Origin of the sequence: Streptomyces sp. NPDC093600 (genome assembly GCF_044764755.1) — a bacterium.
GTDB lineage: Bacteria > Actinomycetota > Actinomycetes > Streptomycetales > Streptomycetaceae > Streptomyces.
The window spans coordinates 45,250-67,182 of the sequence record NZ_JBIWIU010000003.1 but is presented as its reverse complement, the minus strand read 5'-3'; the positions used below and the strand labels follow the sequence as shown (position 1 = coordinate 67,182).

Here is a 21,933-nt window from a genome sequence, read left to right as displayed (position 1 = left end):
GGCGAACGTCGACACGTGCCTGGGGGGGTACATGTGGCATGCCCGCACGACTGAGACCGATTCCGCACGCCCGCAGACCGGTTCACGACCGGCTCCACCGCACTCACGCGCCAAGGCGCGCTGGTATCCGGCCGCCGCGCTGGGGGTGGACGTCCTGGGGGCGGGACTGCCCACGGCGCTGATCCTCAAGGTCGAGCGGCAGCCGTACGCCTTCGTCGGCGCCGTCGTCGCCGCTCTCGCCTGGGCCGGGTTACGCGCCCTGCGGCGCCGGTACGCGGCGCGTGAACTGGGTGAGTCCCGGGGCAGCCTGCCCGTCCTGCACGACTGGCTGATCCTCCTCGGTGTGCTCGCCGTGCTGCGGGCCGCCGCCGATCTGCACCACCCGCCGCTGCTCTGCCTCGCGGCCCTGCTCCCGGCTCCCGTACTCACCCTGACCTGCACCAAACTGACCTGGCATCACCTCGTCGCCGCACGCCGCGAGGCGCAGGTGGTCACCCGGGTCCTCGTCCTGGGCGAGCCCCGCGCCGCCGATGACGTGGCCGAGCATCTGGCGGGCCGCACCGACCATCCGTACGTCGTGGTCGGCATCGTCGCGATCGGGGACGGCCCGGTCCGTACGGGCGCCCCGGTGGCCGCCCGGCTCGGCGAGCTGATGCCGGAGGCCGCCGACGGGGACACCGCGCCCGTACTCGCCGCCGCCCGGGATCTGGAGGCCGATGTCGTGCTGGTCGCGGCCGGAGCGCGCATGGCGGGCGAGCGGCTGCGCCGGCTCTCCTGGGGGTTGCACGACGAGGGCACCGAACTCGCCCTCGCCCCTGGCCTGGTGGAGTGCGCGGTCAAGCGTCTGGAGACCACGTCGGCGGCCGGGATGGCGCTGCTCAGGGTGGCGCCTCCGGTGCGCGGCGGTGTGCAGCAGGTGCTGAAGTCCGTGATGGACCGGGTGGGCGCGGTCCTGGGTCTGCTCCTCCTGTCGCCGCTGTTCCTCACGATCGGCGCGGCGGTCCGGCTGACGTCTCCCGGGCCCGTGTTCTACCGGCAGATACGGGTCGGTCAGGGCCGGTCCCCGTTCGTGATGTGGAAGTTCCGCACCATGTACGTGGACGCCGACGCCCGCAAGGCGGCGCTGTCGCACGCCAACGAGCACGACGGTCTGATGTTCAAGATGCGCCGGGACCCGCGGGTGACCCGGGTGGGACGGCTGCTGCGCCGCACGTCGCTGGACGAACTCCCGCAGCTGGTCAATGTGCTGCTGGGTTCGATGTCGCTCGTGGGGCCGCGTCCGCCGCTGCCGGAGGAGGTGGCGCGCTACGGCGACGTGGAGCTGCGCCGGCTCTCCGTGCGGCCGGGGATGACCGGCCTGTGGCAGATCAGCGGCCGCTCGGACCTGTCCTGGGACGAGACGATCGAGCTGGATCTGCACTATGTCGACAACTGGTCGTTCACGAGCGACGTCGACGTCATGGCCCGTACGTTCCGCGCCGTCGTCGACGGTCGCGGAGCGTACTGACGGGCCGGCCTCATGGGTTCAGTTCCGCTCCCGCCACCAGGCGTAGGTGGAGGCGATGCCGTCGCGGAGGGCGATCGACGGCTTCCAGCCGAGACCGGTCAGCCGGGACACGTCGAGCAGTTTGCGCGGAGTGCCGTCGGGCTTGGTGGTGTCCCAGGCCAGTCGGCCGCGGTATCCGGTCACCTCGGCGACGGTCTCGGCCAGTTCGCGGATGGTGAGGTCCTCGCCGCAGCCGATGTTGACGGGCTCGTCGCCGTCGTACGTCCGCAGCAGGACGGCGCAGGCGGCGGCGAGGTCGTCGACGTGCAGGAACTCACGCCGCGGGGTGCCGGATCCCCAGAGCACGATCTCCTCGCGCCCGTGCTCGCGGGCCTCGTGGAAGCGGCGGATCAGCGCCGGGAGGACGTGCGAGGTCTCCAGGTCGAAGTTGTCCCCGGGGCCGTAGAGGTTGGTCGGCATCGCGGAGATGTAGGCGGCGCCGTACTGCCTGCGGTACGACTGGACCTGCACGATGCCGGCGATCTTGGCGAGGGCGTAGGCCTCGTTGGTGGGTTCGAGCGGGCCGGTCAGCAGCGCGTCCTCGGAGATGGGCTGGGGCGCCAGCTTGGGGTAGATGCAGGACGAGCCGAGGAAGAGCAGCCGCTCGACCCCGGCGGCGTGCGCCCCGGCGATGACGCTCAGCTGGATCTGGAGGTTCTCCTCCAGGAACCGCACCGGCTCTCTGCTGTTGGCGAGGATGCCGCCGACCTTGGCGGCCGCGAGCACGACGGCGTCGGGTCGGGTCGCGGCGAGGAACTCAGCGGTCCTTGCCGCGTCGCGCAGATCGAGTTCGGCGCGGGTCCGGGCGATCACCTCGTGCCCGTCCGCGGTGAGCCGGCGGGCCACGGCGGAGCCGACGAGGCCGCGGTGTCCCGCGACGAACACGCGGGCGCGCTCGGGCAGATACGACGGTGCTCCCGCCTGATCGGCCTTCGGGGCGTTCGTCGGGACGGTCGTCGATTGAGTCATGGCCCGGATCATGCCAGGCCAAGGGGGCCGACAACATACCAGATCAGGATCTTTTCATCGTTCCACCACAGACCCGGATGTCATCAGACATCCGTCATGCGCGGACCGGCCGGGGGCCGGTCCGTGGGGGAGGGGCACCACGTATGAGCAAGACCGCACTCATCACGGGCGTGACCGGCCAGGACGGCTCGTACCTGTCCGAACTGCTGCTGTCCAAGGGTTATACGGTGCACGGTCTCGTCCGCCGTTCGTCCAGCTTCAACACGGAGCGGATCGATCACGTCTACCAGGATCCGCAGCAGGCGAACCGCTCGTTCGTGCTGCACCACGCGGACCTCTCGGACGGGGTCGCGCTAGTGAACCTGCTCCGCGACATCCGTCCCGACGAGGTCTACAACCTCGGCGCCCAGTCCCATGTGCGGGTCTCCTTCGACGCCCCGCTGTACACGGGGGACGTGACCGGCCTCGGCTCGCTGCGGCTGCTCGAGGCGATCCGGGCGAGCGGCATCGACACCCGGATCTACCAGGCGTCCTCCTCCGAGATGTTCGGAGCGACCCCGCCGCCGCAGAACGAGCGGACCCCCTTCCATCCGCGCAGTCCGTACGGCGCCGCCAAGGTCTTCGCGTACTGGTCGACGGTCAACTACCGCGAGGCGTACGACATGTTCGCCGTCAACGGGATCCTCTTCAACCACGAGTCGCCGCGCCGCGGCGAGACCTTCGTGACCCGCAAGGTGACCCGGGCCGTGGCGCGGATCAAGGCCGGGCTGCAGGACCGGCTCTACCTCGGCAATCTCGACGCGGTGCGTGACTGGGGGTACGCCCCCGAGTACGTCGAGGCGATGTGGCGGATGCTGCAGCAGGACGAGCCGGAGGACTACGTCGTGGCGACCGGGGTCCCGGCGACGGTACGGCAGTTCGTGGAGACGTCCTTCTCCCACGCCGGGCTCGACTGGGCGGAGTTCGTACGCTTCGACCCCAAGTACGAGCGGCCCAGCGAGGTCGACGCGCTGATCGGCGACGCGAGCAAGGCGCACGACGTGCTCGGCTGGAAACCCGCCGTCCTGGTGGAGGAGCTGGCACGGATCATGGTCGACGCCGACGTCCGACTCGTCGAGGACCAGCTGGCCGGAGTGACGGTCCGTATCGACCGCTGAGCCACACCGTCCCGGACCGGGCGTACCGGATTGGTCAACTCCGCCGCATGACCGGTCAGTTCGTCATACAGTGCGCAATCATCACCTCGCATGGCACGACATCGCGCCACTTTGACTGGGCTATCACGCCTGGGGGGAACATGCGTAGATCCTGGGGGCTCACCGCTGCCCTCGTCCTCACCGTCGCGGCCGGAGCCGGGGGGTCTCTGGCCCCGCCGGCCACGGCACTGACGCCACCGGTCGCCTTCACCGCGGACGATCTGCCGACCTGGCAGACCAACGGCATCGTCTGGGCGCTCGCCGAGGCCGACGACACCGTCTTCGTCGGCGGCACCTTCTCCGAGGTACGTCCGCCCGAGGGCGGCACCGGCACTCCGCGCGGCGCCGTCAACTTCGCCGCGATGGACGCGGCGACGGGTGCGCCGACCGGCTGCTCCCTCTCCTTCACCGTCGGCAGCGGCACCGCGACCGTGCGGGCCCTCGCGGTCTCGCCGGACAAGAAGACGCTGTACGCCGGCGGCTACTTCGGCGCCGTCAACGGCACCCAGGTCTCCAGCCTCGCCGCGATCGACATCGCCACCTGCACACCGAAGGCCGCGTTCAACCCCAGCTTCCCCGCCACCGTGCGCGCGCTCGCCGTCACCGACACCACCGTCTACGCCGCCGGCGACTTCGGCACGGTCGAGGGCCAGACCCGTCAGCGGTTCGCCGCCGTCACCACCACGGGCGCGCTGCTGCCCTTCCGGGCCGACGCGGACGAACCGGGCCGGGCCGTCGAGGTGACCCCGGACGGACAGCATGTGCTGCTCGGCGGCGACTTCTTCACCGTCAACGGGGCGGACTCCCACGCGCTCGCCGTGGTCAACGCCACGACCGGCGCCGTGACGAAGGCGTACCCCAACGGCTGGATCCCGCAGAACTCCGTCGTGAAGGACATCGAGACCGACGCCACCGGCTTCTACACCGGCAACGAGGGGACCGGCGGCGGCGTCTTCGACGGCCGGATCGCCCTGAACCTCTCGGACTTCGAGCAGCGCTGGCGGGACACCTGCCTGGGCGCCACGCAGGCCGTCCGCTCGTATCAGGGAGTGCTGTACAGCGCCTCCCACGCGCACGACTGCGCCAGCGTGGGCGAGTTCCCCGACGGGCGCCGCTACCACCTGCTCGCCCAGCCGACCACCTCGACCGGCAAGCTCGGCTGGTTCCCCGACACCAACGACGGCATCGGCGAGGGCATCGGCCCGCGCGCCTTCACCATCTCCGGCACCGGTGCCACCAAGTACCTCTGGGTCGGCGGCGAGTTCACGACCACGAACGGTGCCCCCGCGCAAGGTCTCACCCGCTTCGCCTCCGGCCCCGACACCGGAGCTCCGACCGTGCCCGTGGCCAGTGCCGCGGCCATCGGCCCGGCGGCCGTGCAGGTGCGCTGGCGCTCCAGCCTCGACCTGGACGACTCCAGGCTGACCTACAAGGTCTACCGCAACGGCGCGGCCACCCCGGTCGCGACCGTCGCCGGCGACTCCCTGCACTGGTCGCGTCCGCAGGTCTCCTTCAAGGACACCGACGTGACGCCGGGCCAGACCTACTCCTACCGCGTGACGGCCAGTGACGCGGCCGGCAACACCAGCGGTCTGTCCGCGACCTCCACGGTGACCGTGCCGGTCTCACCGGAGCCGTACGCCTCCCAGGTCGTCGCCGACGGCGCCGGACTGTACTGGCGCTTCGACGAGTCGACCACGCCGTACGCGGCCGACTCGTCGAACGGCGACAACAGCGGTCTCTACGTCAACGCCCCGGCGCTGCGCCAGACCCCGGCCGCCGTCAGCGGCTCCTCCACCGCCGTGTCCCTCAACGGCACGGACGAGCAGATCCACAGCGACAAGCGCCAGGAGGTGCCCGGCGCGTTCACCGTCGAGACGTGGTTCAAGACCACCACGAAACTCGGCGGCAAGCTGATCGGCTTCGGCAACCGGACCACACGCGCCAGCGGCAACTACGACAAGCACCTGTACATGACCAACACCGGGAACGTGGTGTTCGGCGTGTACTCCGGTGGCACCCGCACGCTGACCTCGCTCGGCTCGTACAACAACGGCGCCTGGCACCACGCGGTCGGCACCCAGGGCCCGGACGGCATGCGGCTGTACGTCGACGGCAAGTTGGTCGGCTCCAACAGCGTCAAGACCAACCAGCAGTACGCGGGGTACTGGCACGTCGGGGCCGACAACCTCACCGGCTGGCCGCTGCGTCCCACGAGCTCCTACTTCGCCGGCCAGCTCGACGAGGCCGCCGTCTACCCGACGGCGCTCACCGCCGCGCAGGTCGCCAAGCACCACAGCCTGGCCACCGCACCGGCCGACTCGGTCAGCACGGTGACCGCGGCGGAGGACACCTATGCCAACGCCGGTGCGCCGAACACCAATTACGGCACGTCCGGCTCGCTGGCGGTCCGCGGCACCTCGGAGTACACGTCGTACCTGCGGTTCACCCTGCCGTCCGCCCCGGCAGGAACCGTCCTCAAGAGCGCCCGGCTCGCGGTGAAGACGACCACCATGACCGGCGCGGGTTCGGCGGACAGCCAGTCCGTGGTCCCCGTCACCGGAGCGTGGACGGAGGACGGGCTGACGTACAACAACCGTCCGGCGCTCGGCCCCGGGGCGATCGGCACCCTGAGCGGTGCCACGGACGGCTCGGCGCTGTACTCGGCGCCGCTGAGCACCTCGGCCCTCTCCGCCGCCCTCGGCGGCTCGTACAGCGTCGCGCTGACCAGCACCGGGACCGATCCCCTCTGGCTCTGGTCGTCCGAGGCCACGGCCGCGGAGGGCACGCCTCAGCTGGTGCTGACCTTCGGCGCCCCCTGAGCATCGCCCCTCGATCGCAGGACGCGGGGCCCGGCAGGCCCGGGCCCCGCGTCCGACGTACCACAGGAGTCCCTCATGCACCGTCCTCCTCACCGGCACCCGGCGGCGGCCGCGCTCGTGCTGGCCGCCGTGCTCGCCCTCCCCGCCTGCTCGTCCTCCGGAGGCGGCGGTGACAGCGCCGACGGTCCGCCGAAGCCCGCGGGGCCCTCCCGTACGGCGGCTGTGCCCGACCGGCAGGCCGAGGCGGAGTCGCCCGGCCCCGCCGCCCCCTCCACGCCCGTGGGCCCGGTCGTGCCGGACGCCGAACTGAGCCCGGTCACCGGCTCGTTCACCCAGGACCAGAAGGCGTATCTGAGCGGACGGGTACCGAAGGACACCGACCCGGCCGCGGTGCTGCAGACGGGCCAGGAGTCTTGTCAGCGGCTGGAACGCACCGCCAAGCGGGACAGGGACGCGGCCGTCGGGGCGATCATCGCCGGCGACATCCGGGACGCCGAGGCGGCGATCACCCATCTGTGCACCGACCGGAAACCGCTGCTCGCCACCGCGCGAAAGGGCTTCCCCGACGGCACCACCAAGGCGCCCAGGCCCGGGACGTACCGCGCGCTGACCACCGACCCCGCCTGCGCCTGGCGTGCGGTCGGCGAGGACGGCACGGTCCTCGCCTCCGGGCCGTCGCCCGGCGAGGACGGTCCCGTGCGCGCCGCCGTCCCCGCGAGGACGGCGGAGTTCGTCTCCACGGCGTGCTACGCCTGGCTGCCCGCCTGACCCCGGCGGACGGTGTCGTAGACGCCGAGCAGGGTGTCGAGGACGGCGTCCATCGAGAACGCCTTCGCGGCCAGCTCGCGGGCCGCCGTGGAGGCGGCGGCGTTCGCGGCGGGATCCAGCAGGGCGCGGACGGCCGGTGCGAGCCCGGCGGCGTCCGTCACGACACGGCCGGCGCCCGCCTCCGCGATGTCCCGGGCCAGGCCGTTGGAGGTGGTGACGACGGCCGGTGTGCCGACCGACAGCGCCTCCAGGACGGACATCGGGAACGGCTCGTCGACCGACGGCAGGACGTAGACGTGCGCCCGGCGCAGCTCCTCCAGCATCCGCCCGGCCGGCAGCGGCCCCGGCAGGCTCACCCGGTCCCGCAGCCCCAGCTCGGCGACGAGCGCCTCCACGGCGGGCCGCTCGCCCTCGTCGGGGCCGGCGAGCACGAACGTGGCGTCGGGGTGGTGGCGCAGGATCTCGGGCACGGCGGCGACGAAGTCGGTGGGCCGTTTGCGGGCCTGGAGCCGGGCGGCGTAGAGGACGCGGGGCGGCCCGGCCTGGGCCGGGCGCGGCTCCTGGGCGGGGACGCCGTTGACGAGCCGTACGGAACGCTCCAGAGGGCGGCCCGCGACGGCGTCCAGGTCCCTGCGCTCGCGCCCGGTGAGATACAGGACGGCGGAGGCTCCCCGCAGGACGCGGCGGACGGCCACCGCGTCCAGGACCTTGGCCAGGGTCCGGTCGCTCGGGTCGACCATGCCGTGCGTCTGGAGCACGAGCGGGCGCCCGGCCCGCAGCGCGGCGAGTGCGACGGGCAGCGTCACCAGGTCCCGGGCGAGGTGGACATGGACGATGTCGGCGTTCCGTACGAGCGCGCCGGCGCCCGCGAGCAGGGCGGGCGAGGTGATGCCGCTGAAGCCGAGCGGCAGGATCGTGCGGGCCTGGTAGAGGCGGGCGGGCACGCCCTCCACCTCCGTGGGCAGCGCGCCCCCCGCCGCGTCGAAACCGTCGCCGAGCCCGGTCAGGCGCACCCGGTGCCCGTGCGAGGCGAGGCCCCGGCAGAGGTTGAGCGCCACCCGGACCGGGCCGCCGAAGGCATGGGTGGGGCTGTGCAGGGTCACGGCGTGCAGGACACGCGGGCCGCTCACGCCGGCATCGGGAGGGGTCGGCGGCCCTGGGCCGTGTGGAGGGTGAGCTCCGGCAGGTCCTTGTGGCAGGTGGTGCCCGCAGCGACGACGGCGTGGCGGCCGACGGTGACACCGGCGAGGACGGTGGCGCGGGCCGCGACCCAGGCGCCGTCCTCGACGGTGATCGGGGCGTTGCGGTAGCGGAAGTCGGCGGCCCGGTGGTCGTGGCCGCCGGTGCACAGCAGCGCCTCCTGGGAGACGCAGACGTGGGCGCCGAGGGTGACGGGCTCCAGGTTGAGCAGCCAGGCGCCCTCGCCGATCCAGGTGTGGTCGCCGACGGTCAGTTTCCACGGCCACAGGACCCTGACCCGGTGCCGTATCAGCACCCCGTCGCCGATGGTGGCGCCGAAGGCGCGGAGCAGCGCGACGCGCAGCCGGGCGGGACAGAACCATGCCATGAAGACCGTGTTCATCACCGCGAACCAGAGGGCCTGCACGACTCGGCCGCGGCCCTTGTCGTAGCCGGCCAGTGTGAAGGCCGGGAGATTCCGCATGAGTTCACCCCCACCGGCGCCTCCCCTGGCGCCGAGAGGCCAGACTAGCGGTTGAACCGAGGTGACAGGGGGGCGTCGGTAGACTGCCGCGCGTGGCGTCCGGGGGCGGGTGCGGCGACGTGCCGGCGCCGGGGCGCGCGGGGATTCAGGGGGCGGGATGACGACCGACGTACGCGGTGCGGGGACGGACACGCGGGGGCGCCCCGGGCAGGCCGCGCCCGCCCCGCTGCTGCTCGCCCCACCCGTGTCACCGCGCACGCTGCTGTCGCGGGCGCTGTCGATCCCGTTGGTGCTCGGCTTCTCCGTCTTTCTGCCGCTGCTGGTGGCGGTGCAGCCGGGCGCGGGCGCGCGTGACGCCGCGTACTACCTGCAGATCGCTCTGACCATGTACGCCGGGGCCCGGCTCTCGGCGATGATCCTGACCAGCCGACGCAAGCTGCTGCAGGGGTCGTTCTGGCTCTTCGTCTACATGGCGATGGGAGTGGCGCCGCTGGCGCAGGCCGTGCTCGGCCGGGTGCCGACCCCGGTCGTCGGCCCGCGCTCGGACCTGACCACGGCGGTCGCGCTGGTCCTCGTCGGCTGCGCCGCCTTCGACCTGGGATCGCTGCTGGCCCGCGGGCGGCCCGGCGGCTCGAAGCGGTCCGAGGAGCGCCCGGCCCTGGTGCACCGGCGCCGGCTGCATCTGCTGGTGCTGCTCGCCTTCGCGTGCAGCGGTCTGTTCGTCGTCAAGCTGGGCGGACCGGCGGTCTTCTTCTCCAGCCGTCAGGAGATCATCGCGGGGATCGAGGAGGCCGGGGTCTCGCAGGCCGACTCGCAGGCCGGGCAGGCGTTCCTGCGCGGCTTCGGCACGGTCCCGGCGCTCTTCGCCCTCCTCGCGTACAGCCGCTGGCTGGTCACCTCGCGCCGCGCCCGGCGCCGCCCGACGGTGATCGCGGTCTTCCTCGCCCTCGTGCTCCTCAACGGTGTGGTGAACAACCCGATCTCCAACCCGCGTTACTGGTTCCTGACGGTGATGTTCTCGCTGCTCTTCACCGTCTTCCCGGTGAGCGCGGCGATGTACCGGTCGGCGCTCAGTCTGGGGGTGGTGATGGCGCTGATCGTGTTCCCGTTCTCCGACCGGTTCCGTTACGACGAGAAGAACTACCGCCCGGTCGAGACGACGTCGGTCCTGGAGCCGCTGGCGCTGAAGGACTACGACCAGGTCGGCATGTTCGCCAACACCATCACGCTGGTGAACTCCGGGAGCCGGCACCGCTACGGCCGGCAGCTGGCGGGTTCCGTGCTCTTCGCGGTGCCGCGCTCGGTGTGGCCGGGCAAGCCCCGGGACACCGGGGTGATGGTGGGCCAGTGGATGGGGACGGTGAACACGAATCTGTCCTCGCCGATCTGGGCCGAGCTGTGGATCGACTTCGGTGCGGTGGGCATGGGCGCCGGGATGCTGGGGCTCGGCTACGCCGCCGCGCGGGTGGACGGACGCTTCGCCCGCCGGGGGACGCGCCGGGCGCCGCCGGGCAGTCTGATCTCGCTGGTCGTGCCGCTGGTCGCGGGCTACTCCTTCATCCTGCTGCGCGGCCCGCTGCTCCAGGCCTCGGGCCGGGTGGCGATCGCCCTGATCTGTGTCGCGCTGGTCACCACCTGGCGTCAGGACAGGGGCGCCGCGCTGCGCTGACCCTCGGCCTGGGGATCGTGCGGCGCGGGGCGTGTGCGCGTGACGCGTGCCCAGGCCGCGGCGGCCTTCAGGGCGGAGCCGGCCGCGAGTCCCCAGGCGGCTCCGGCGGCGCCGCCGAGGAGGTACCCGCCGAGCATCAGGGCGACGGCGAGCAGGGAGAAGACGACCTGGACGGAGAGGGTGGCGCGGGGGCTGAGGACGCGCAGGGTGACCAGGGCGCAGGTGCCCGCCGCCATCACCGCGTACTGGCTTCCGGTGGCGGGCAGCAGCGATGCGGCGGAATCCCAGGTGTCGCCCAGGAGTTGGCGGCCCATGTGCGCGGGCAGCGCGTACAGGACGGCGGCCCAGCCGGCCGCGAGGACGGCGAGGACGCCGCCGAGTCCGGCGGCGGCGCGGACGGTGGCGCGGCGGGAGCCGGCCCGGCCGAGCAGCGGCGGCCCGAAGGCGTTGACCGAGGTGAACAGGACGTTCAGCGGGCCGAAGAGCGTGGAGGCGCCGCGCAGCGCGCCGACCGCGAGCGGGGCGGCGAGGAGTCCGAGAGCGAGGACGGCGAGCTGGCTGGAGGCGTTGCCGACGGCGAACTCCACGACGAAGCGCCGCCCGAGGTGGCCTCTGCGCAGCTGGCGGCGCGGGTCGCCGGGGCGGTCGCGTACGGAGGGGCGGAGCAGGGCGAGCCCGAGGAGGACGGCGGGCAGCGCCGACAGCCCCCAGACGAGGACGAGCCGGGCCGGTGAGGTGCCGTACGGCTGGAGCAGCAGGGCGGGGACGGCGCAGGCGAGGCGCAGGGTGTCGGCGGCGAGCGCCCGGTGGGGCCGGCGGAGCGCGGAGAAGGCGTACCGCAGGCCGTCCTGGACGAGGACGACGGGCAGCACCAGGCCGAGCGCGAGGAACGCCCGGCCGGTGGCGCCCACGGTGAGTGCGCCACCCGCGACCAGCAGCAGTCCGCCGGCGGCGGAGGACAGGGCGGTGAAGGTGACGGCCGAGCGGGCGGCGGCGGCGACCGCGTCGTCCTCGCCCTTCTCCAGGACGACGCTCTGGCCGACGAAGGCCGTGTTGAGGCCGAGGAGCACGGTGAAGGTGATGTAGACCATCGAGAACGCGGCGAAGCCGTCCGCGCTGGACGCCCTGGCCGCGATCACCAGGACGGCGATGTTGGTGAGGCTGGACGCCGCCTGGTCCAGGACCGAGGCGGCGACGGTGACGGCACGTCTCACCGATCGCCCGCGTGGATGTCGCGGGGGCGCGGGTCCTGGGCGCGCAGCGCGCGCAGGGCGACGGTGTCGGAGCCGTCGCCGAGGATGATCTGCTCGGGTTCGGCGGCGAACTCGTCGGTGTCCACGAACCCTTGGGGGGCACGGCGGCCCCGGCCGCCGGTGGGCCGTTTGGCGGTGCGGCGCCGGCCGGGGGTGTGGACGACGGCGCCGAGGACGGTGCCGCCGGCTCCGGCGATGAGCTCGCGGATGCGCTGGAGGTCCGCACGGTGCACACCGCGCGGGTCGCACACGATCAGCACGCCGTCGACCCGGTCGACGAGGGCGAGGGCGTCGGCGTAGTTGAGGACCGGCGGGGCGAGCACCACGACGGTGGAGTTGGGCGAGTCGGCCTCGGAGATCAGCCGGGAGACCCTGGGCGCGGTCAGGGCGCGGGCCACGTTCCGTACCCGCTCCCCCGGCACCAGGCCGAAGGAGCCCGACTCGCCCGCGTCGACGACGAGTTGGCGCCGGGAGGGCCAGCCGCTCTCCTCGCCGCCCTTGGGCTCCGCCGGTGTGCTCCAGCGGGGTGCGCTCGCGGCGTGGGCGCGCAACCGGCCTGCGAGCGTGGGGGTGCGCAGATCGGCCTCGATGAGCAGGACGTCCTTGCCGGTCTCGGCGAAGGAGGCGGCCAGGTGGGAGGCGACGGCCGTGGCGGCGTCGTTGTCGCCGCGCGGGGCGACGACGAGCAGGCGGCGGCGGTCGGCGAACCGCTGGTCGTAGGCGAGGCGGAAGGCGACGGAGCGGTACTCCTCGGCGACCCGGGCGTCGGTGTGGTCGTCCGCGAGCAGGACGTCGGTGGCGCCGCGCGGGAGGGTGCCGAGGACGGGGGCGCGCAGGGCGCGGGCGACGTCGCCCGCCGAGCGCGGGGAGGGGTCGAAGACGAGCCGGACCCAGGCGGCGAGCAGGCCGAGGGCCACTCCGACCAGGGCGCCGAGGCCGAGGCTCATGGGAAGTCCGGGGCCGTCGGAGTAGCCAGGGGCGCTGGCGGTACGGATGACGGTGCCGGGTGACATGTCGAGCGACTTGAGCTGGCTGATGCGGGCATCGAGCTCGTTGATCCGGTTGAGCAGGTTGGTCTTGACGCCGTACTCGGCGTCGCGGGCGGCCCCGTCCGGCATCCGGTCGAGTTCCTTGGTCTTCCGGTCGTGCTTCTTGGCGACCTCGTCGAGCTGCTTCTGCTGGCCCTCCAGCATGGTGGCCCGGACGTCGGTCCACTGCTTCTCGCGCAGTTCCAGATAGGCCCGCGTGACGGCGTTGGCCCGGTCGGCGGCGGCCTGGGGCGTGTCGGCGGTGTAGGTGAACTGGAGGACCTGGCTCTGCGGCGGGTTGGTGACCTGCAGGTCCTTCTGGAGTCTGCCGATGGTGCCGGTCCAGCCCAGCTTCTTCGCGGCGTGCTCGGCGACACTGCTGCTGAGCGCGGTCTGCCGCTCGGACCCCATGTTGAGGGTCTTGTCCTGCGAGATGCTGGGGTTGAAGGGGTCGTTGACGGGTGCGCGGAGCACGACCTGGCTGGTGGCGACGTAGGTGTCGGCGTTGGACAGGCCGAACCAGACACCGCCGAGCAGGCCGATGCCGACGCCGGCGCCGATGACCGCGCGGTAGCGCAGGAGCTGGCGGAACTGGTCGCGCAGCAGCTCCGGTTCGTCGTCCTCCACGGCGGAGACGTGCGTGTGCGTCACGTGCGCGGACCCCCCAGAGCCTCGTCGATCAGTGCGTCGATCCGGGCGAGTCCGGCCGCCCGGGTCAGATGGGCCTCGACATGGCGGGGCCCCTGGGCGCCGAGCGCGTCGGCGGCCGCCGGATCGCCGCCGAGTCTACGGACCTCGGCGAGGAGCGCGTCGGGGTCTTCCGGCGGCACGAGGATCCCGGCGCCCGAGCGCAGCACTTCGAGCGCTGTTCCGCCCTCGGCGGCCACGGAGGCCACGACGGGCCGTCCGGCGGCGAAGTAGGAGGTCAGCTTGGAGGGGACGCTCATGTCGAGGACGGAGGCCCGCTGGGTGACGGCGAGGACGTCGGCCGCGGCGAGGACGTCGGGGAACTCGTCGTCGCCGACGGGCTCCAGGAAGTCGAGGTTGGGGATGCCGGCGCCGAGGGTCTCCAGGTGCGCGCGCTGGTTGCCGTCGCCGAGGAGGACGATCCGGGTCCCGGGGTCGCGCCGGGCGGCCTCGACCAGGACGTCGAGTCCCTGCTTGAGGCCCATGTTCCCGGAGTGCAGCACGACGGTCTCGCCGTCGCGCCAGCCGAGCCGGGCGCGGGTCTGGTCCCGGGGCGCCGAAGGGCGGGCGACGTGTGACCAGTTGGGGACGAGCCGTATGCGGCGGCGGTCGACGCCGAGGGCGGCGACCTTGTCGACGAAGGTCTCGTGGATGACGCCGACGAGGGTCGCTCCGCGCAGCGCGTAGGACTCGGCCCTGGCGGCGAGGGCGGCGGCCCGGTCGCCGCCGCGGATGCCGCTCTGCGCGGCCGCGGCCCCCATCAGGTCCTGGACGACTGGTACGTACGGTACGCGCCAGCGGGCGGCGAGGCGGGCGCCGATGATCCCGCCCGCGAGGCTGGGCATCTGGGACAGGACGGCGTCGGGGCGCGCCATGGACGGCGGGGCGAGCAGACCGTGGACGAGCACGGTGGCCTCGAAGGCGGCCCGCCGCAGCGCGGTCTGCCGGGGCGGGACCGTGTGGCGTCTGCGGTGGACGAAGACTCCGGCCCGCTCCTCCGTGCGGCGCCAGACTCCGGCGTAGGCCGGGTCGAGGGACCAGGAGGGGTAGTGGGGCATACCGGCGAGGACATGGGTCTCGTGGCCGCGGTGGGCCCAGTGCTCGGCGATCTGGGTGGCGTAGGGGCCTATCCCGGCGTGCTCCGGGGCGTAGTTGGTGGACACCATGAGAAGGCGCCGCCGCCGGGCGGGCCCGCCGTCCCCGTTCGGCCCCCCGGCCGCTGTCTCCCCCATGCCGCCGCCCCTCTCCCCCGGTTCGCGGACGGGTTTCACCCTAGTCGTTCACCCCTTGTCGACGGAACGCACACGCTATCGTCGGAAAGTCCTTCGCGCTGGGGAGCGCGAACGCACCTGGGGGGGTTCCCACATGACCGCAGGCAGGCCGTACCGGGTCGGATACGCGCCGGGGGCGTACGACCTCTTTCACATCGGACATCTCAACATCCTTCGCCACGCGCGCAGTCAGTGCGACTACCTGGTGGCCGGGGTGGTCTCGGACGAGATGGCGGAGCTGGCCAAGGGCCGCCGCCCGATGATTCCGCTGGTGGAGCGCCTGGAGATCGTACGCAGCGTGAAATACGTGGACGCGGCCTTCGTGGAGACCGCGCCGGACAAGCTGGAGACCTGGTCGCAGGTCCGGTTCGACGTGCTGTTCAAGGGCGACGACTGGCGAGGCACGCCGAAGGGGGAGAAGCTGGAGCGGGACTTCGCGGGGGTGGGCGTGGAGATCGTCTACTTCCCGTACACGGTGCACACCTCCAGCACGCAACTCCGGCGCTCGCTCGACCTGTTGACGCAGGAGCCCGGACGTCCTGCCGTGATCAGCGACGCACAGCGCTGAGTTCCCGGAACCACTTCGCCAGGAAGGCGACGAGGAACAGGACGCTGAAGACGCCCAGCACGGTGTAGGCCCAGCGGAAGACCGAGCCTGCTCCGAGGAGGAGGAAGACCAGGCAGAAGACGCCGTGGTCGACGGGGAGCAGGGCCACCGCGCGCACCGTGGAGGGCGCCTGCGCCGGGGCCCCGGGCGCGGGACGCGGGGTGAGCTTCTCGGTCAGCAGTCCGCCGAAGAAGGTGACCACGGCGGCGAGTTGGAAGCCGAGCGGGACGAGCAGCCAGGCGTCTTCGGCCGTTCCGTAGTGTCCGGGGTGGCGGTAGAAGGTGATCAGGACGGCGAGGTGCAGGGCGGTGATCTTCGCGCTGTCCACGACGTGGTCGAGCCACTCCCCCGCCGGGCTGCCGCCACCGCGCAGGCGGGCGAGCTGTCCGTCCGCGGAGTCGAAGGCGAATCCGACGGCGAGACCGAGCCAGATCAGGAGGCCGAGCGTCCAGGACGGTGTCCCGAGCGCCGCGCCGGCGACGGCGGCGAAGCTGAATGCGGCGCTGATCACCGTCACTTGATTGGGCGTCAGGCCGGCGGCGTACGCTCCGGCGGCGAAGTACCGCCCGACGGGACGGTTGACGAAGCGCGAGTAGAGGGAGACCCCTTTCGCGGACTTCTGGGCGGATCTCAGCTCGGTCAGCGCGGTCCCGATCGTTCCCACGAACCCCCCCCGGGTCATGATGCGTACGGTCACATGTCGTACGCGATGGTGCACATCATGACAGCACCGGAGGGCGGCCCCCAGAGGCCGTCCTCCTCGGCGGGCTCCTGTGCTGTGCGTCGAGCGCCTCCGGGGGATCCCCCGTCATACCTCAAGGTGGTCGGCGCGGACGGCGCCCGGTGCGTCAGCCGGTGTGGGCGAGCGGGTCGGCGAGGACTTCCCGGATGACGACCGCGGCGGCGCCGCGCGCCGCGTCGGCGGAGGTGGAAGCGGCGCGGAGGCGGCCCGCGGAGGGGGTCCACAGCCCGGAGACGACACGACGCCCCAGCTCGGCCTCGACGGCGGGGGCCAGCCGGGACATCAGGCGGGGGTAGATGCCGCCGAGGACGACCGCCTCCGGGTCGAGCAGGTTCACCGCGCCGGTCAGGGCGAGTCCGAGCATCCGCCCGGCCTCCTCGACGGCGGCCACGGCACGGGGCTCCCCGGCGTCGACCCGCCGGACCAGCTCGTCGACGGCGGAGGCGCCGGACGCGGGGGCTTCAGCAGCGGTGGTCGTGCCGGACGCGTCTGGCACGGGCGCCTCGGCAGCGGTGGTCGTGCCGGACGCGTCTGGCACGGGCGCCTCGGCAGCGGTGGTCGCGCCGGACACGTCTGGCACGGGCGCCTCGGCAGCGGCGGTCGCTGGGGCGCCCGTCGTCGTCAGGTCCGGGAGGCCGGCCGCTCGGAGCAGGGCGGACTGGCCCGCGTACTGCTCCAGACAGCCGTGGGAGCCGCAGCGGCACAGCGGGCCGTCGGCGTCGACGGGCAGATGGCCGATCTCTCCGGCGAACCCGTGCGCGCCGCGCAGCAGTTCACCGTTGACCACGATCGCGCCGCCCACCCCGATCTCGCCCGTGAGGTGCACGAAACTGCGCACCGCGCCCAGGGCGCCGAACCACAGCTCCGCCAGTGCCGCCGCGTTCGCCTCGTTGTCCGAGGCGACCGGCAGCTCCGGCCGCCCGGGACGCAGCACGGCGAGCGCCCCGGCGAAGAGCCGGTCGGCCTCCACACGGTTCCAGCCGAGGTTGGGCGCCTGCTGGACGGTGCCGGCGGAGACGAGACCGGGCAGGGCGAGCCGTACACCCACCGGACGCAACCGCCGTTCCGCCGCGGCCTCCAGGGCACGCGCGGCGATCCGCGCCGCCCGCTCCAGGACCTCGACGGGGCCGGCCGCGCGGTTGGCACGGTTGTCGACGGGCTCAGTGATCCGGATCCGGTCGGCGCCCGCCAGATCGACGACGCACACCGACACATAGTCGACGTTGATCTCGACGCCGAGGCCCGCCGGACCGGTGTCCGCCGCCTTGAGCACCGTCCCGGGCCGCCCCGCCTGTCCGCTGAAGGTCTTGCCCGACTCGACCAGGAAGCCGTGCTCAAGGAGCTGTTCGACCAGTGAGGAGACGGCGGCCCTGGTCAGCCCGACGCGCGCCGCGACCGCCGCGCGGGTCGTCTCGCCCGCCTCGTGAACCGTACGCAGGACGAGGCTGAGGTTGTGCCGGCGCACGCTCGCCTTGTCCGCCTTGGGTTCCACCGGGCGCGCGCCCCCGGTCGCCGGAGTCTTCTTCATCGTGCGCCGAGCCTAACCTCCTCACTCCCGCCTCCCCTGAAGGGTTCGATCACCGAACGAAGAGTTCAATCACCGAACTCTTTCCGCTAGTGTCCCCCGCATGCCCCTGCCACGCGACTACAGCGGCCAGACATGCGCCCTCGCCCGCTCGATGGAGATCATCGGCGAGCGGTGGACGCTGCTGATCGTGCGTGACGCCTTCTACGGGGTGCGTCGTTTCGGGGAGTTCGCCGCGCATCTGCGGCTCCCCCGGGCGGTGCTGACCGATCGGCTGACCACCCTCACCGCCGCGGAGGTGCTGCGGCGCCTCCCGGACACGGGGCGCCGCGAGGTCTACACGCTCACTCCCAAGGGCGTCGCGCTCTGGCCCGCCGTCCGCGCGCTCACCGAGTGGGGCGACGCGTTCTACGCGGCGGACGCCGGCCCCCGCCGGATCTTCCGCCACGCGGACGACGACGCCCCGGTCGCGGCCGACGGGCGCTGTACCGGCTGCGGTGCACCGGTCCCGGTCGAGGACCTGCTGGTCACCCCGGGCCCCGGGCTCGCCCCGGCGGCGGAGGACGACGATCCGGTGACGCGCGCCCTCGCCCGTCCGCACCGGCTGCTCGAACCCTTGCCGCACGTCCCGCTCACTCCACGCTCCAAGAGAGGCTCGCACTCATGAAGATCCTGGTCGTCGGCGCAGGAGCCACCGGAGGCTACTTCGGGGCCGTGCTGGCCCGTGCCGGACGGGACGTCACGTTCCTGGTCCGGCCGCACCGCGCCACCGTCCTGCGCGAGCGCGGGCTGCGGGTCACCGGGCTGGAGGAGGAGTGGCACGTCGAGCCCCGGCTCGTCACCGCCGACGTCCTGGCCGAGCCCTACGATCTCGTCCTGCTCTCCGTGAAGTCCACCGCCCTTGAGCAGGCGATCGAGGACGTCGCCCCGGCCGTCGGCCCGGACACGGCGATCATGCCGCTGCTCAACGGTCTCGCGCACATCGACGCCCTCAACGCCCGCTTCGGCACCGCGCCGGTCCTCGGCGGCGTCGCCAAGGTGGTCACCACCCTGAACGACGAGGGCGACATCGTCCGTCTCGCGCCCCTGGCCCAGCTGACGATCGGTGAACAGGACGGCTCGCTCTCGCCCCGCTTGGAGAAGATCCGAGCCGTCCTCGACGAGGCGGGCATCGACGTCCTGGTTCCGGGGGACGTGATGGCGTCGATGTGGCACAAGTGGGTCTTCATCACCACGTTGGGCGCCGTCACCGGCCTGATGCGCGGGACGGTCGGCGAGGTCAACGCCGTGCCGGGCGGAGCCGAACTCGGCCCGGCGGTCCTGGCGGAGGCCGCGGCGGTGTCGGCGGCGGCGGGCCATCCCGTACCGGAGCGGGAGCTGACCGCGACCCTCGACATGGTGACGGCGACCGGTTCCCCGATGGTCCCCTCCCTCTACCGCGACCTGACGGCCGGACGCCCCACCGAGGTCGAGCACCTCTTCGGCGACCTGGTGGCCCGGGCCCGCGCCCTGTCGGTGGCGACCCCGCTCCTTGACCTGGCCACCCTCCACCTCCGCGTCCACCAGCGCCGCGTCATGTCCCCGGCCTCCTAGTTGCACCGCCGCCACCAGGCCGGCTCGGTGGCCGCCCGCCGGCCTTCGACCGTGACGCCTAGAAGCAGCGGAACACCGTCGAGCGGTGCATCAACAGGCTCAAGCAATGGCGCGGCCTGGCCACCCGCTACGACAAGACCCCATCCAGCTGGCCGGACTCCACGTCCCCGCCATCTTCATCTGGTCAGCGAGATGACCCGGATGGGGCGTCCAGCGGCGATGCGCGGTCGCAGTGTCCTGCTCAGTCGTCGAACCACACGACGAGGCGCACGTTGTCGTCACCGTGCTGTTCGGCGAGTTCCTTCATGGCTTCCCAGACGGGTTGCCACTCGCCGGTTTCGGTGACGGCATTTCTGCGGCGGATGGTGACTGATCTGTACAGCGTGTCCCCGACGAGCCACTCACTTCCTTCGGGCCACTCCCGCGCCTCGCCGGCTTCGAGACCGACAGCATCGGCGAATGCGCGACTCCAGGAGGACTTGCCCGTCATCCTGAGCCCGCTCGAAGTCTGGTGGTATTCGTGAAGCCGACTGTCGGGCTTCTCTGCGGGCTCGTTCCAGTCGACGGCCTTCACCTCGGCCCACGTGATCCACGTGGTGCTGTGAAAGCCGTCTTCCCCGTACCACTCGGTCAGCTGGGCGAACCGCGCACTCACGGTGGCCGAGGCATCGGCTGGAAACCCCCGGTCTGCGGCCAAGGGACGGAAGTTCGCGTAGTTGCGGACCCCGAAGAGACAACCGAACGCGTCATAGTCGCGGACATCGTTGAGGGAGCTGAGGTCGTGTGCGCTGTACCAGGTCGGCTCCTGATCGTCTTGCGGCACCCGATACTCGATGAAGCCGCTTATGTCCGTACCCATGCCAGGCATTCTCCTGACGCCGTCAAATGATTTCGTCTGCGCCGGATCGACGACCTACGCATACGTGAGTGCCCGGACAGGAGGTTCTGTGGTGAGAAACAGCACCCGGCCGCGGCCTTACGGTCAAAGCATGGGACCGCGGCTCTGACCGTGGTGCGGTCTACACGGATGCGACCGGTACCGACGGCATGTGATTCGAAGGAAACGGTCTAGGAGGCGTATCAGGGCAGCTTGGCGATCTGCGCGTCGATGACGGCCGTCGGCTGCCGGCCGACTCCGCCCGCGGGGTCGTGGGTGAAGAACAGTGCCACGTTGTTCTTCTTGCGGACCGCCGCGAGCCGGACGACCACCGGCTCCCCGTCCCGCTCGACGGTGAGGCCCCAGGCGAGCGCCTCGTCGCCCGCCGAAAGGGAGTCAGGCTCGGCCTTCCGGTACGTCGTCGTCCCCGTGGAGTCGGTCGCCGTGAAGCCCCGCGCGCACGGCCCCACCGCCGCCCGCAGGGAGGCGAACCACTCCTGGGCACGCGTCCCCGTGTACGTCCCGAGGGTGACGTCCGTCGTGAGGGTCTTCGCGACGGGTCCGATCGGCTGGAACAGAGCCACCGTCGCGTCGCCGGGCACCCGTGACATGGCGTCCGCGATCGGCTTGCACGCGGGCGCGTCGGTACGGACGGCCGAGGCCGGGACCACCTGGAGATCCACCTCACCCCGGCGCCGGTGGCCCGGGAGGTCGTCGGGCGTCAGCAGTGCCTCGAAGTGCTCGTCGATTCCCAGCGTCTCGGCCGCCGCCGGGGTGACGGTGGCGGAGGCGTCCGCACCGGCCGCCGCGGCCCGCTCCCCGGCGTCGCCGCCGTCCCGCGCCTCGCCGCCGCAGGCGGTGAGGAGCAGGCGAGGGCGGTCGCGGCGAGGACGGCGGAGCGGAGGCGCCGGGCGCGGAATCCCCAGGGCAGGGCCTGCTCAGCCAAGCTTGGCCTCCTGGGCCGCGAGGACGGCCTTCGGCAGGGTGGCGGTGCCGCCGGGCGCGAGGCTGTTGGTGACGGCGAGGGCCACGGTGCCGCCCTTGCGGAAGAGGACGACATTGGTGACGTGCGGGGCGCCTTCCACGACCATGGTGACCGTCCACGCCTGCGACTCGTCGCCGAAGGACACCGACGCGGGCGCGACCGAGCGCACCTTCGTCTTCTCGTCCATCACCGTGACGGTGAAGCCGCCGGCGCACGCCGTGCCGGACGCCTTCACCGCCGACAGCGCCTCCTGAGCGCTGTCCCCCTCGTACGAAGAGAGGGCCAGAGTGGTTGCGCGTGCTCCGAGTCCCTTCAGCAGGGCTTCCCCGGGCTCAGCGGCGGGGTCCTTCTTCGGCAGCTCGACCGCCGTGGTCTCGGCCGTGGCGAAGGCGAGGTGGTGGGGGATGGCGCTCACAGCGTCGGCGAGGGGCTTGCACGCCTCCTTGTCGACGATCACGGCGCTCGAGCCGATCCTGGAGCCCTCGCCCGCCTCGACCTTGTACCCCTTGAGGTCGGCCTGGCCGACGATCGCCTCCTCCAGCTCACCCTGCGTGAGGACCTTCGCCGCCGGCGCCGTCGGCGTGGCGGCGGCGCTGGGCGCGGTCGCCTTGCCCTTGCCCTGCTCGTCGGCCTTCTTCTCGCCGCCGCACGCGGTGACGAGGAGGGCGAGGGACATGGCGGTGACGGCGGCGGTTCTGACGGACGTACGCATGGGCGGTGGCTCTCTGATCT

19 protein-coding genes and 1 pseudogene are annotated in these 21,933 nt (G+C 72.6%); 9 read left to right on the top strand and 11 right to left on the bottom strand.

Translation table 11 applies throughout. The features are described 5' to 3' along the window. Window positions 1-31 precede the first annotated feature (31 nt). A complete protein-coding gene (locus tag ACIRB4_RS10310) occupies window positions 32-1,507 on the top strand; it encodes a sugar transferase (RefSeq protein ID WP_403289768.1) in 1,476 nt (491 codons plus the stop codon). Window positions 1,508-1,525: 18 nt separating this feature from the next. Here the strand turns inward: ACIRB4_RS10310 and ACIRB4_RS10305 are convergent, their stop codons facing one another. Next, window positions 1,526-2,515, bottom strand: coding sequence for a GDP-L-fucose synthase family protein (locus ACIRB4_RS10305; protein ID WP_403289767.1), 990 nt, complete (start codon window positions 2,513-2,515; stop codon window positions 1,526-1,528). A gap of 143 nt (window positions 2,516-2,658) precedes the next feature. Between ACIRB4_RS10305 and gmd the strand changes: the two genes are divergently transcribed. The 3 genes from gmd (at window position 2,659) to ACIRB4_RS10290 (ending at window position 7,301) form a co-directional block, all read left to right on the top strand. Further along, window positions 2,659-3,672, top strand: coding sequence for a GDP-mannose 4,6-dehydratase (gene gmd, locus ACIRB4_RS10300; RefSeq protein ID WP_403289766.1), 1,014 nt, complete (start codon window positions 2,659-2,661; stop codon window positions 3,670-3,672). 140 nt (window positions 3,673-3,812) lie between these two features. Further along, the gene (locus ACIRB4_RS10295) at window positions 3,813-6,533 is read left to right on the top strand and encodes a LamG-like jellyroll fold domain-containing protein (protein WP_403289765.1); all 2,721 of its coding nucleotides are present in this window, start codon (window positions 3,813-3,815) and stop codon (window positions 6,531-6,533) included. Between the two features lie 75 nt (window positions 6,534-6,608). Then, entirely contained in the window at window positions 6,609-7,301 is a 693-nt protein-coding gene (locus ACIRB4_RS10290; RefSeq protein ID WP_403289764.1) for a hypothetical protein, read from the top strand. On the opposite strand, the gene ACIRB4_RS10285 is transcribed toward ACIRB4_RS10290, so the two are convergent. Further along, window positions 7,280-8,431: a glycosyltransferase gene (locus ACIRB4_RS10285; protein ID WP_403289762.1), complete on the bottom strand. Its 1,152-nt coding sequence runs from the start codon at window positions 8,429-8,431 to the stop codon at window positions 7,280-7,282. The genes ACIRB4_RS10290 and ACIRB4_RS10285 overlap by 22 nt on opposite strands. Continuing rightward, entirely contained in the window at window positions 8,428-8,964 is a 537-nt protein-coding gene (locus ACIRB4_RS10280) for a WcaF family extracellular polysaccharide biosynthesis acetyltransferase (RefSeq protein ID WP_403289761.1), read from the bottom strand. The genes ACIRB4_RS10285 and ACIRB4_RS10280 overlap by 4 nt, the downstream gene beginning before the upstream one ends. A gap of 157 nt (window positions 8,965-9,121) precedes the next feature. Here ACIRB4_RS10280 and ACIRB4_RS10275 point away from each other — a divergent pair, with 157 nt between their 5' ends. Then, on the top strand, window positions 9,122-10,633 hold the full coding sequence (locus ACIRB4_RS10275; protein WP_403289760.1) for a hypothetical protein: 1,512 nt from the start codon (window positions 9,122-9,124) through the stop codon (window positions 10,631-10,633). Here the strand turns inward: ACIRB4_RS10275 and ACIRB4_RS10270 are convergent. The 3 genes from ACIRB4_RS10270 to ACIRB4_RS10260 are packed head-to-tail and all read right to left on the bottom strand — an operon-like array spanning window position 10,606 to window position 14,767. Further along, window positions 10,606-11,847 (bottom strand): hypothetical protein, encoded by a 1,242-nt coding sequence (locus ACIRB4_RS10270; protein ID WP_403289759.1) that lies wholly within the window; start codon window positions 11,845-11,847, stop codon window positions 10,606-10,608. The genes ACIRB4_RS10275 and ACIRB4_RS10270 overlap by 28 nt on opposite strands. Next, window positions 11,844-13,565 carry a lipopolysaccharide biosynthesis protein gene (locus tag ACIRB4_RS10265; protein ID WP_403289758.1) on the bottom strand — a complete coding sequence of 574 codons (1,722 nt, stop codon included), beginning with the start codon at window positions 13,563-13,565 and terminating at the stop codon, window positions 11,844-11,846. Before ACIRB4_RS10265 ends, ACIRB4_RS10270 begins: the two co-directional genes overlap by 4 nt. Continuing rightward, the gene (locus ACIRB4_RS10260) at window positions 13,562-14,767 is read right to left on the bottom strand and encodes a glycosyltransferase family 4 protein (protein WP_403290414.1); all 1,206 of its coding nucleotides are present in this window, start codon (window positions 14,765-14,767) and stop codon (window positions 13,562-13,564) included. Before ACIRB4_RS10260 ends, ACIRB4_RS10265 begins: the two co-directional genes overlap by 4 nt. A 199-nt stretch (window positions 14,768-14,966) precedes the next feature. On the opposite strand from ACIRB4_RS10260, the gene ACIRB4_RS10255 reads away from it, so the two are divergent. Further along, window positions 14,967-15,440: an adenylyltransferase/cytidyltransferase family protein gene (locus tag ACIRB4_RS10255; protein WP_403289757.1), complete on the top strand. Its 474-nt coding sequence runs from the start codon at window positions 14,967-14,969 to the stop codon at window positions 15,438-15,440. Here ACIRB4_RS10255 and ACIRB4_RS10250 read toward each other — a convergent pair. Continuing rightward, complete coding sequence (locus tag ACIRB4_RS10250) at window positions 15,421-16,143, bottom strand: CDP-alcohol phosphatidyltransferase family protein (protein ID WP_403290411.1); 723 nt, start codon at window positions 16,141-16,143, stop codon at window positions 15,421-15,423. The two genes, ACIRB4_RS10255 and ACIRB4_RS10250, sit on opposite strands and share 20 nt — an antisense overlap. A gap of 184 nt (window positions 16,144-16,327) precedes the next feature. After that, window positions 16,328-17,749 (bottom strand): ROK family protein, encoded by a 1,422-nt coding sequence (locus tag ACIRB4_RS10245; RefSeq protein WP_403289756.1) that lies wholly within the window; start codon window positions 17,747-17,749, stop codon window positions 16,328-16,330. A gap of 100 nt (window positions 17,750-17,849) precedes the next feature. Here ACIRB4_RS10245 and ACIRB4_RS10240 point away from each other — a divergent pair, with 100 nt between their 5' ends. The 3 genes and pseudogenes from ACIRB4_RS10240 to ACIRB4_RS10230 all read left to right on the top strand — a co-directional run. Then, complete coding sequence (locus ACIRB4_RS10240) at window positions 17,850-18,413, top strand: winged helix-turn-helix transcriptional regulator (RefSeq protein ID WP_403289755.1); 564 nt, start codon at window positions 17,850-17,852, stop codon at window positions 18,411-18,413. Beyond that, entirely contained in the window at window positions 18,410-19,339 is a 930-nt protein-coding gene (locus ACIRB4_RS10235; protein WP_403289754.1) for a ketopantoate reductase family protein, read from the top strand. Before ACIRB4_RS10240 ends, ACIRB4_RS10235 begins: the two co-directional genes overlap by 4 nt. 17 nt (window positions 19,340-19,356) lie before the next feature. Further along, window positions 19,357-19,535: pseudogene (locus ACIRB4_RS10230) on the top strand (IS5/IS1182 family transposase); the annotation flags it as partial. A 45-nt stretch (window positions 19,536-19,580) separates the two neighbouring features. Here ACIRB4_RS10230 and ACIRB4_RS10225 read toward each other — a convergent pair. The 3 genes from ACIRB4_RS10225 to ACIRB4_RS10215 all read right to left on the bottom strand — a co-directional run bounded on the left by ACIRB4_RS10225 (window position 19,581) and on the right by ACIRB4_RS10215 (window position 21,913). Then, the gene (locus tag ACIRB4_RS10225) at window positions 19,581-20,198 is read right to left on the bottom strand and encodes a hypothetical protein (protein ID WP_403289753.1); all 618 of its coding nucleotides are present in this window, start codon (window positions 20,196-20,198) and stop codon (window positions 19,581-19,583) included. Between the two features lie 221 nt (window positions 20,199-20,419). Continuing rightward, window positions 20,420-20,899: a hypothetical protein gene (locus tag ACIRB4_RS10220; protein WP_403289752.1), complete on the bottom strand. Its 480-nt coding sequence runs from the start codon at window positions 20,897-20,899 to the stop codon at window positions 20,420-20,422. 255 nt (window positions 20,900-21,154) lie between these two features. Beyond that, on the bottom strand, window positions 21,155-21,913 hold the full coding sequence (locus tag ACIRB4_RS10215; RefSeq protein ID WP_403289751.1) for a hypothetical protein: 759 nt from the start codon (window positions 21,911-21,913) through the stop codon (window positions 21,155-21,157). Window positions 21,914-21,933 lie beyond the last annotated feature (20 nt).

Bases quoted from the DNA above. Each gene is read 5' to 3' on its own strand.
- ACIRB4_RS10225 (WP_403289753.1), bottom strand. From the start codon at position 20,198: ATGGGTACGGACATAAGCGGCTTCATCGAGTATCGGGTGCCGCAAGAC.
- ACIRB4_RS10215 (WP_403289751.1), bottom strand. From the start codon at position 21,913: ATGCGTACGTCCGTCAGAACCGCCGCCGTCACCGCCATGTCCCTCGCC.
- gmd (WP_403289766.1), top strand. From the start codon at position 2,659: ATGAGCAAGACCGCACTCATCACGGGCGTGACCGGCCAGGACGGCTCG.
- ACIRB4_RS10280 (WP_403289761.1), bottom strand. From the start codon at position 8,964: ATGCGGAATCTCCCGGCCTTCACACTGGCCGGCTACGACAAGGGCCGC.
- ACIRB4_RS10240 (WP_403289755.1), top strand. From the start codon at position 17,850: ATGCCCCTGCCACGCGACTACAGCGGCCAGACATGCGCCCTCGCCCGC.
- ACIRB4_RS10310 (WP_403289768.1), top strand. From the start codon at position 32: ATGTGGCATGCCCGCACGACTGAGACCGATTCCGCACGCCCGCAGACC.
- ACIRB4_RS10275 (WP_403289760.1), top strand. From the start codon at position 9,122: ATGACGACCGACGTACGCGGTGCGGGGACGGACACGCGGGGGCGCCCC.
- ACIRB4_RS10235 (WP_403289754.1), top strand. From the start codon at position 18,410: ATGAAGATCCTGGTCGTCGGCGCAGGAGCCACCGGAGGCTACTTCGGG.
- ACIRB4_RS10290 (WP_403289764.1), top strand. From the start codon at position 6,609: ATGCACCGTCCTCCTCACCGGCACCCGGCGGCGGCCGCGCTCGTGCTG.
- ACIRB4_RS10260 (WP_403290414.1), bottom strand. From the start codon at position 14,767: ATGGTGTCCACCAACTACGCCCCGGAGCACGCCGGGATAGGCCCCTAC.
- ACIRB4_RS10305 (WP_403289767.1), bottom strand. From the start codon at position 2,515: ATGACTCAATCGACGACCGTCCCGACGAACGCCCCGAAGGCCGATCAG.
- ACIRB4_RS10255 (WP_403289757.1), top strand. From the start codon at position 14,967: ATGACCGCAGGCAGGCCGTACCGGGTCGGATACGCGCCGGGGGCGTAC.
- ACIRB4_RS10295 (WP_403289765.1), top strand. From the start codon at position 3,813: ATGCGTAGATCCTGGGGGCTCACCGCTGCCCTCGTCCTCACCGTCGCG.
- ACIRB4_RS10245 (WP_403289756.1), bottom strand. From the start codon at position 17,749: ATGAAGAAGACTCCGGCGACCGGGGGCGCGCGCCCGGTGGAACCCAAG.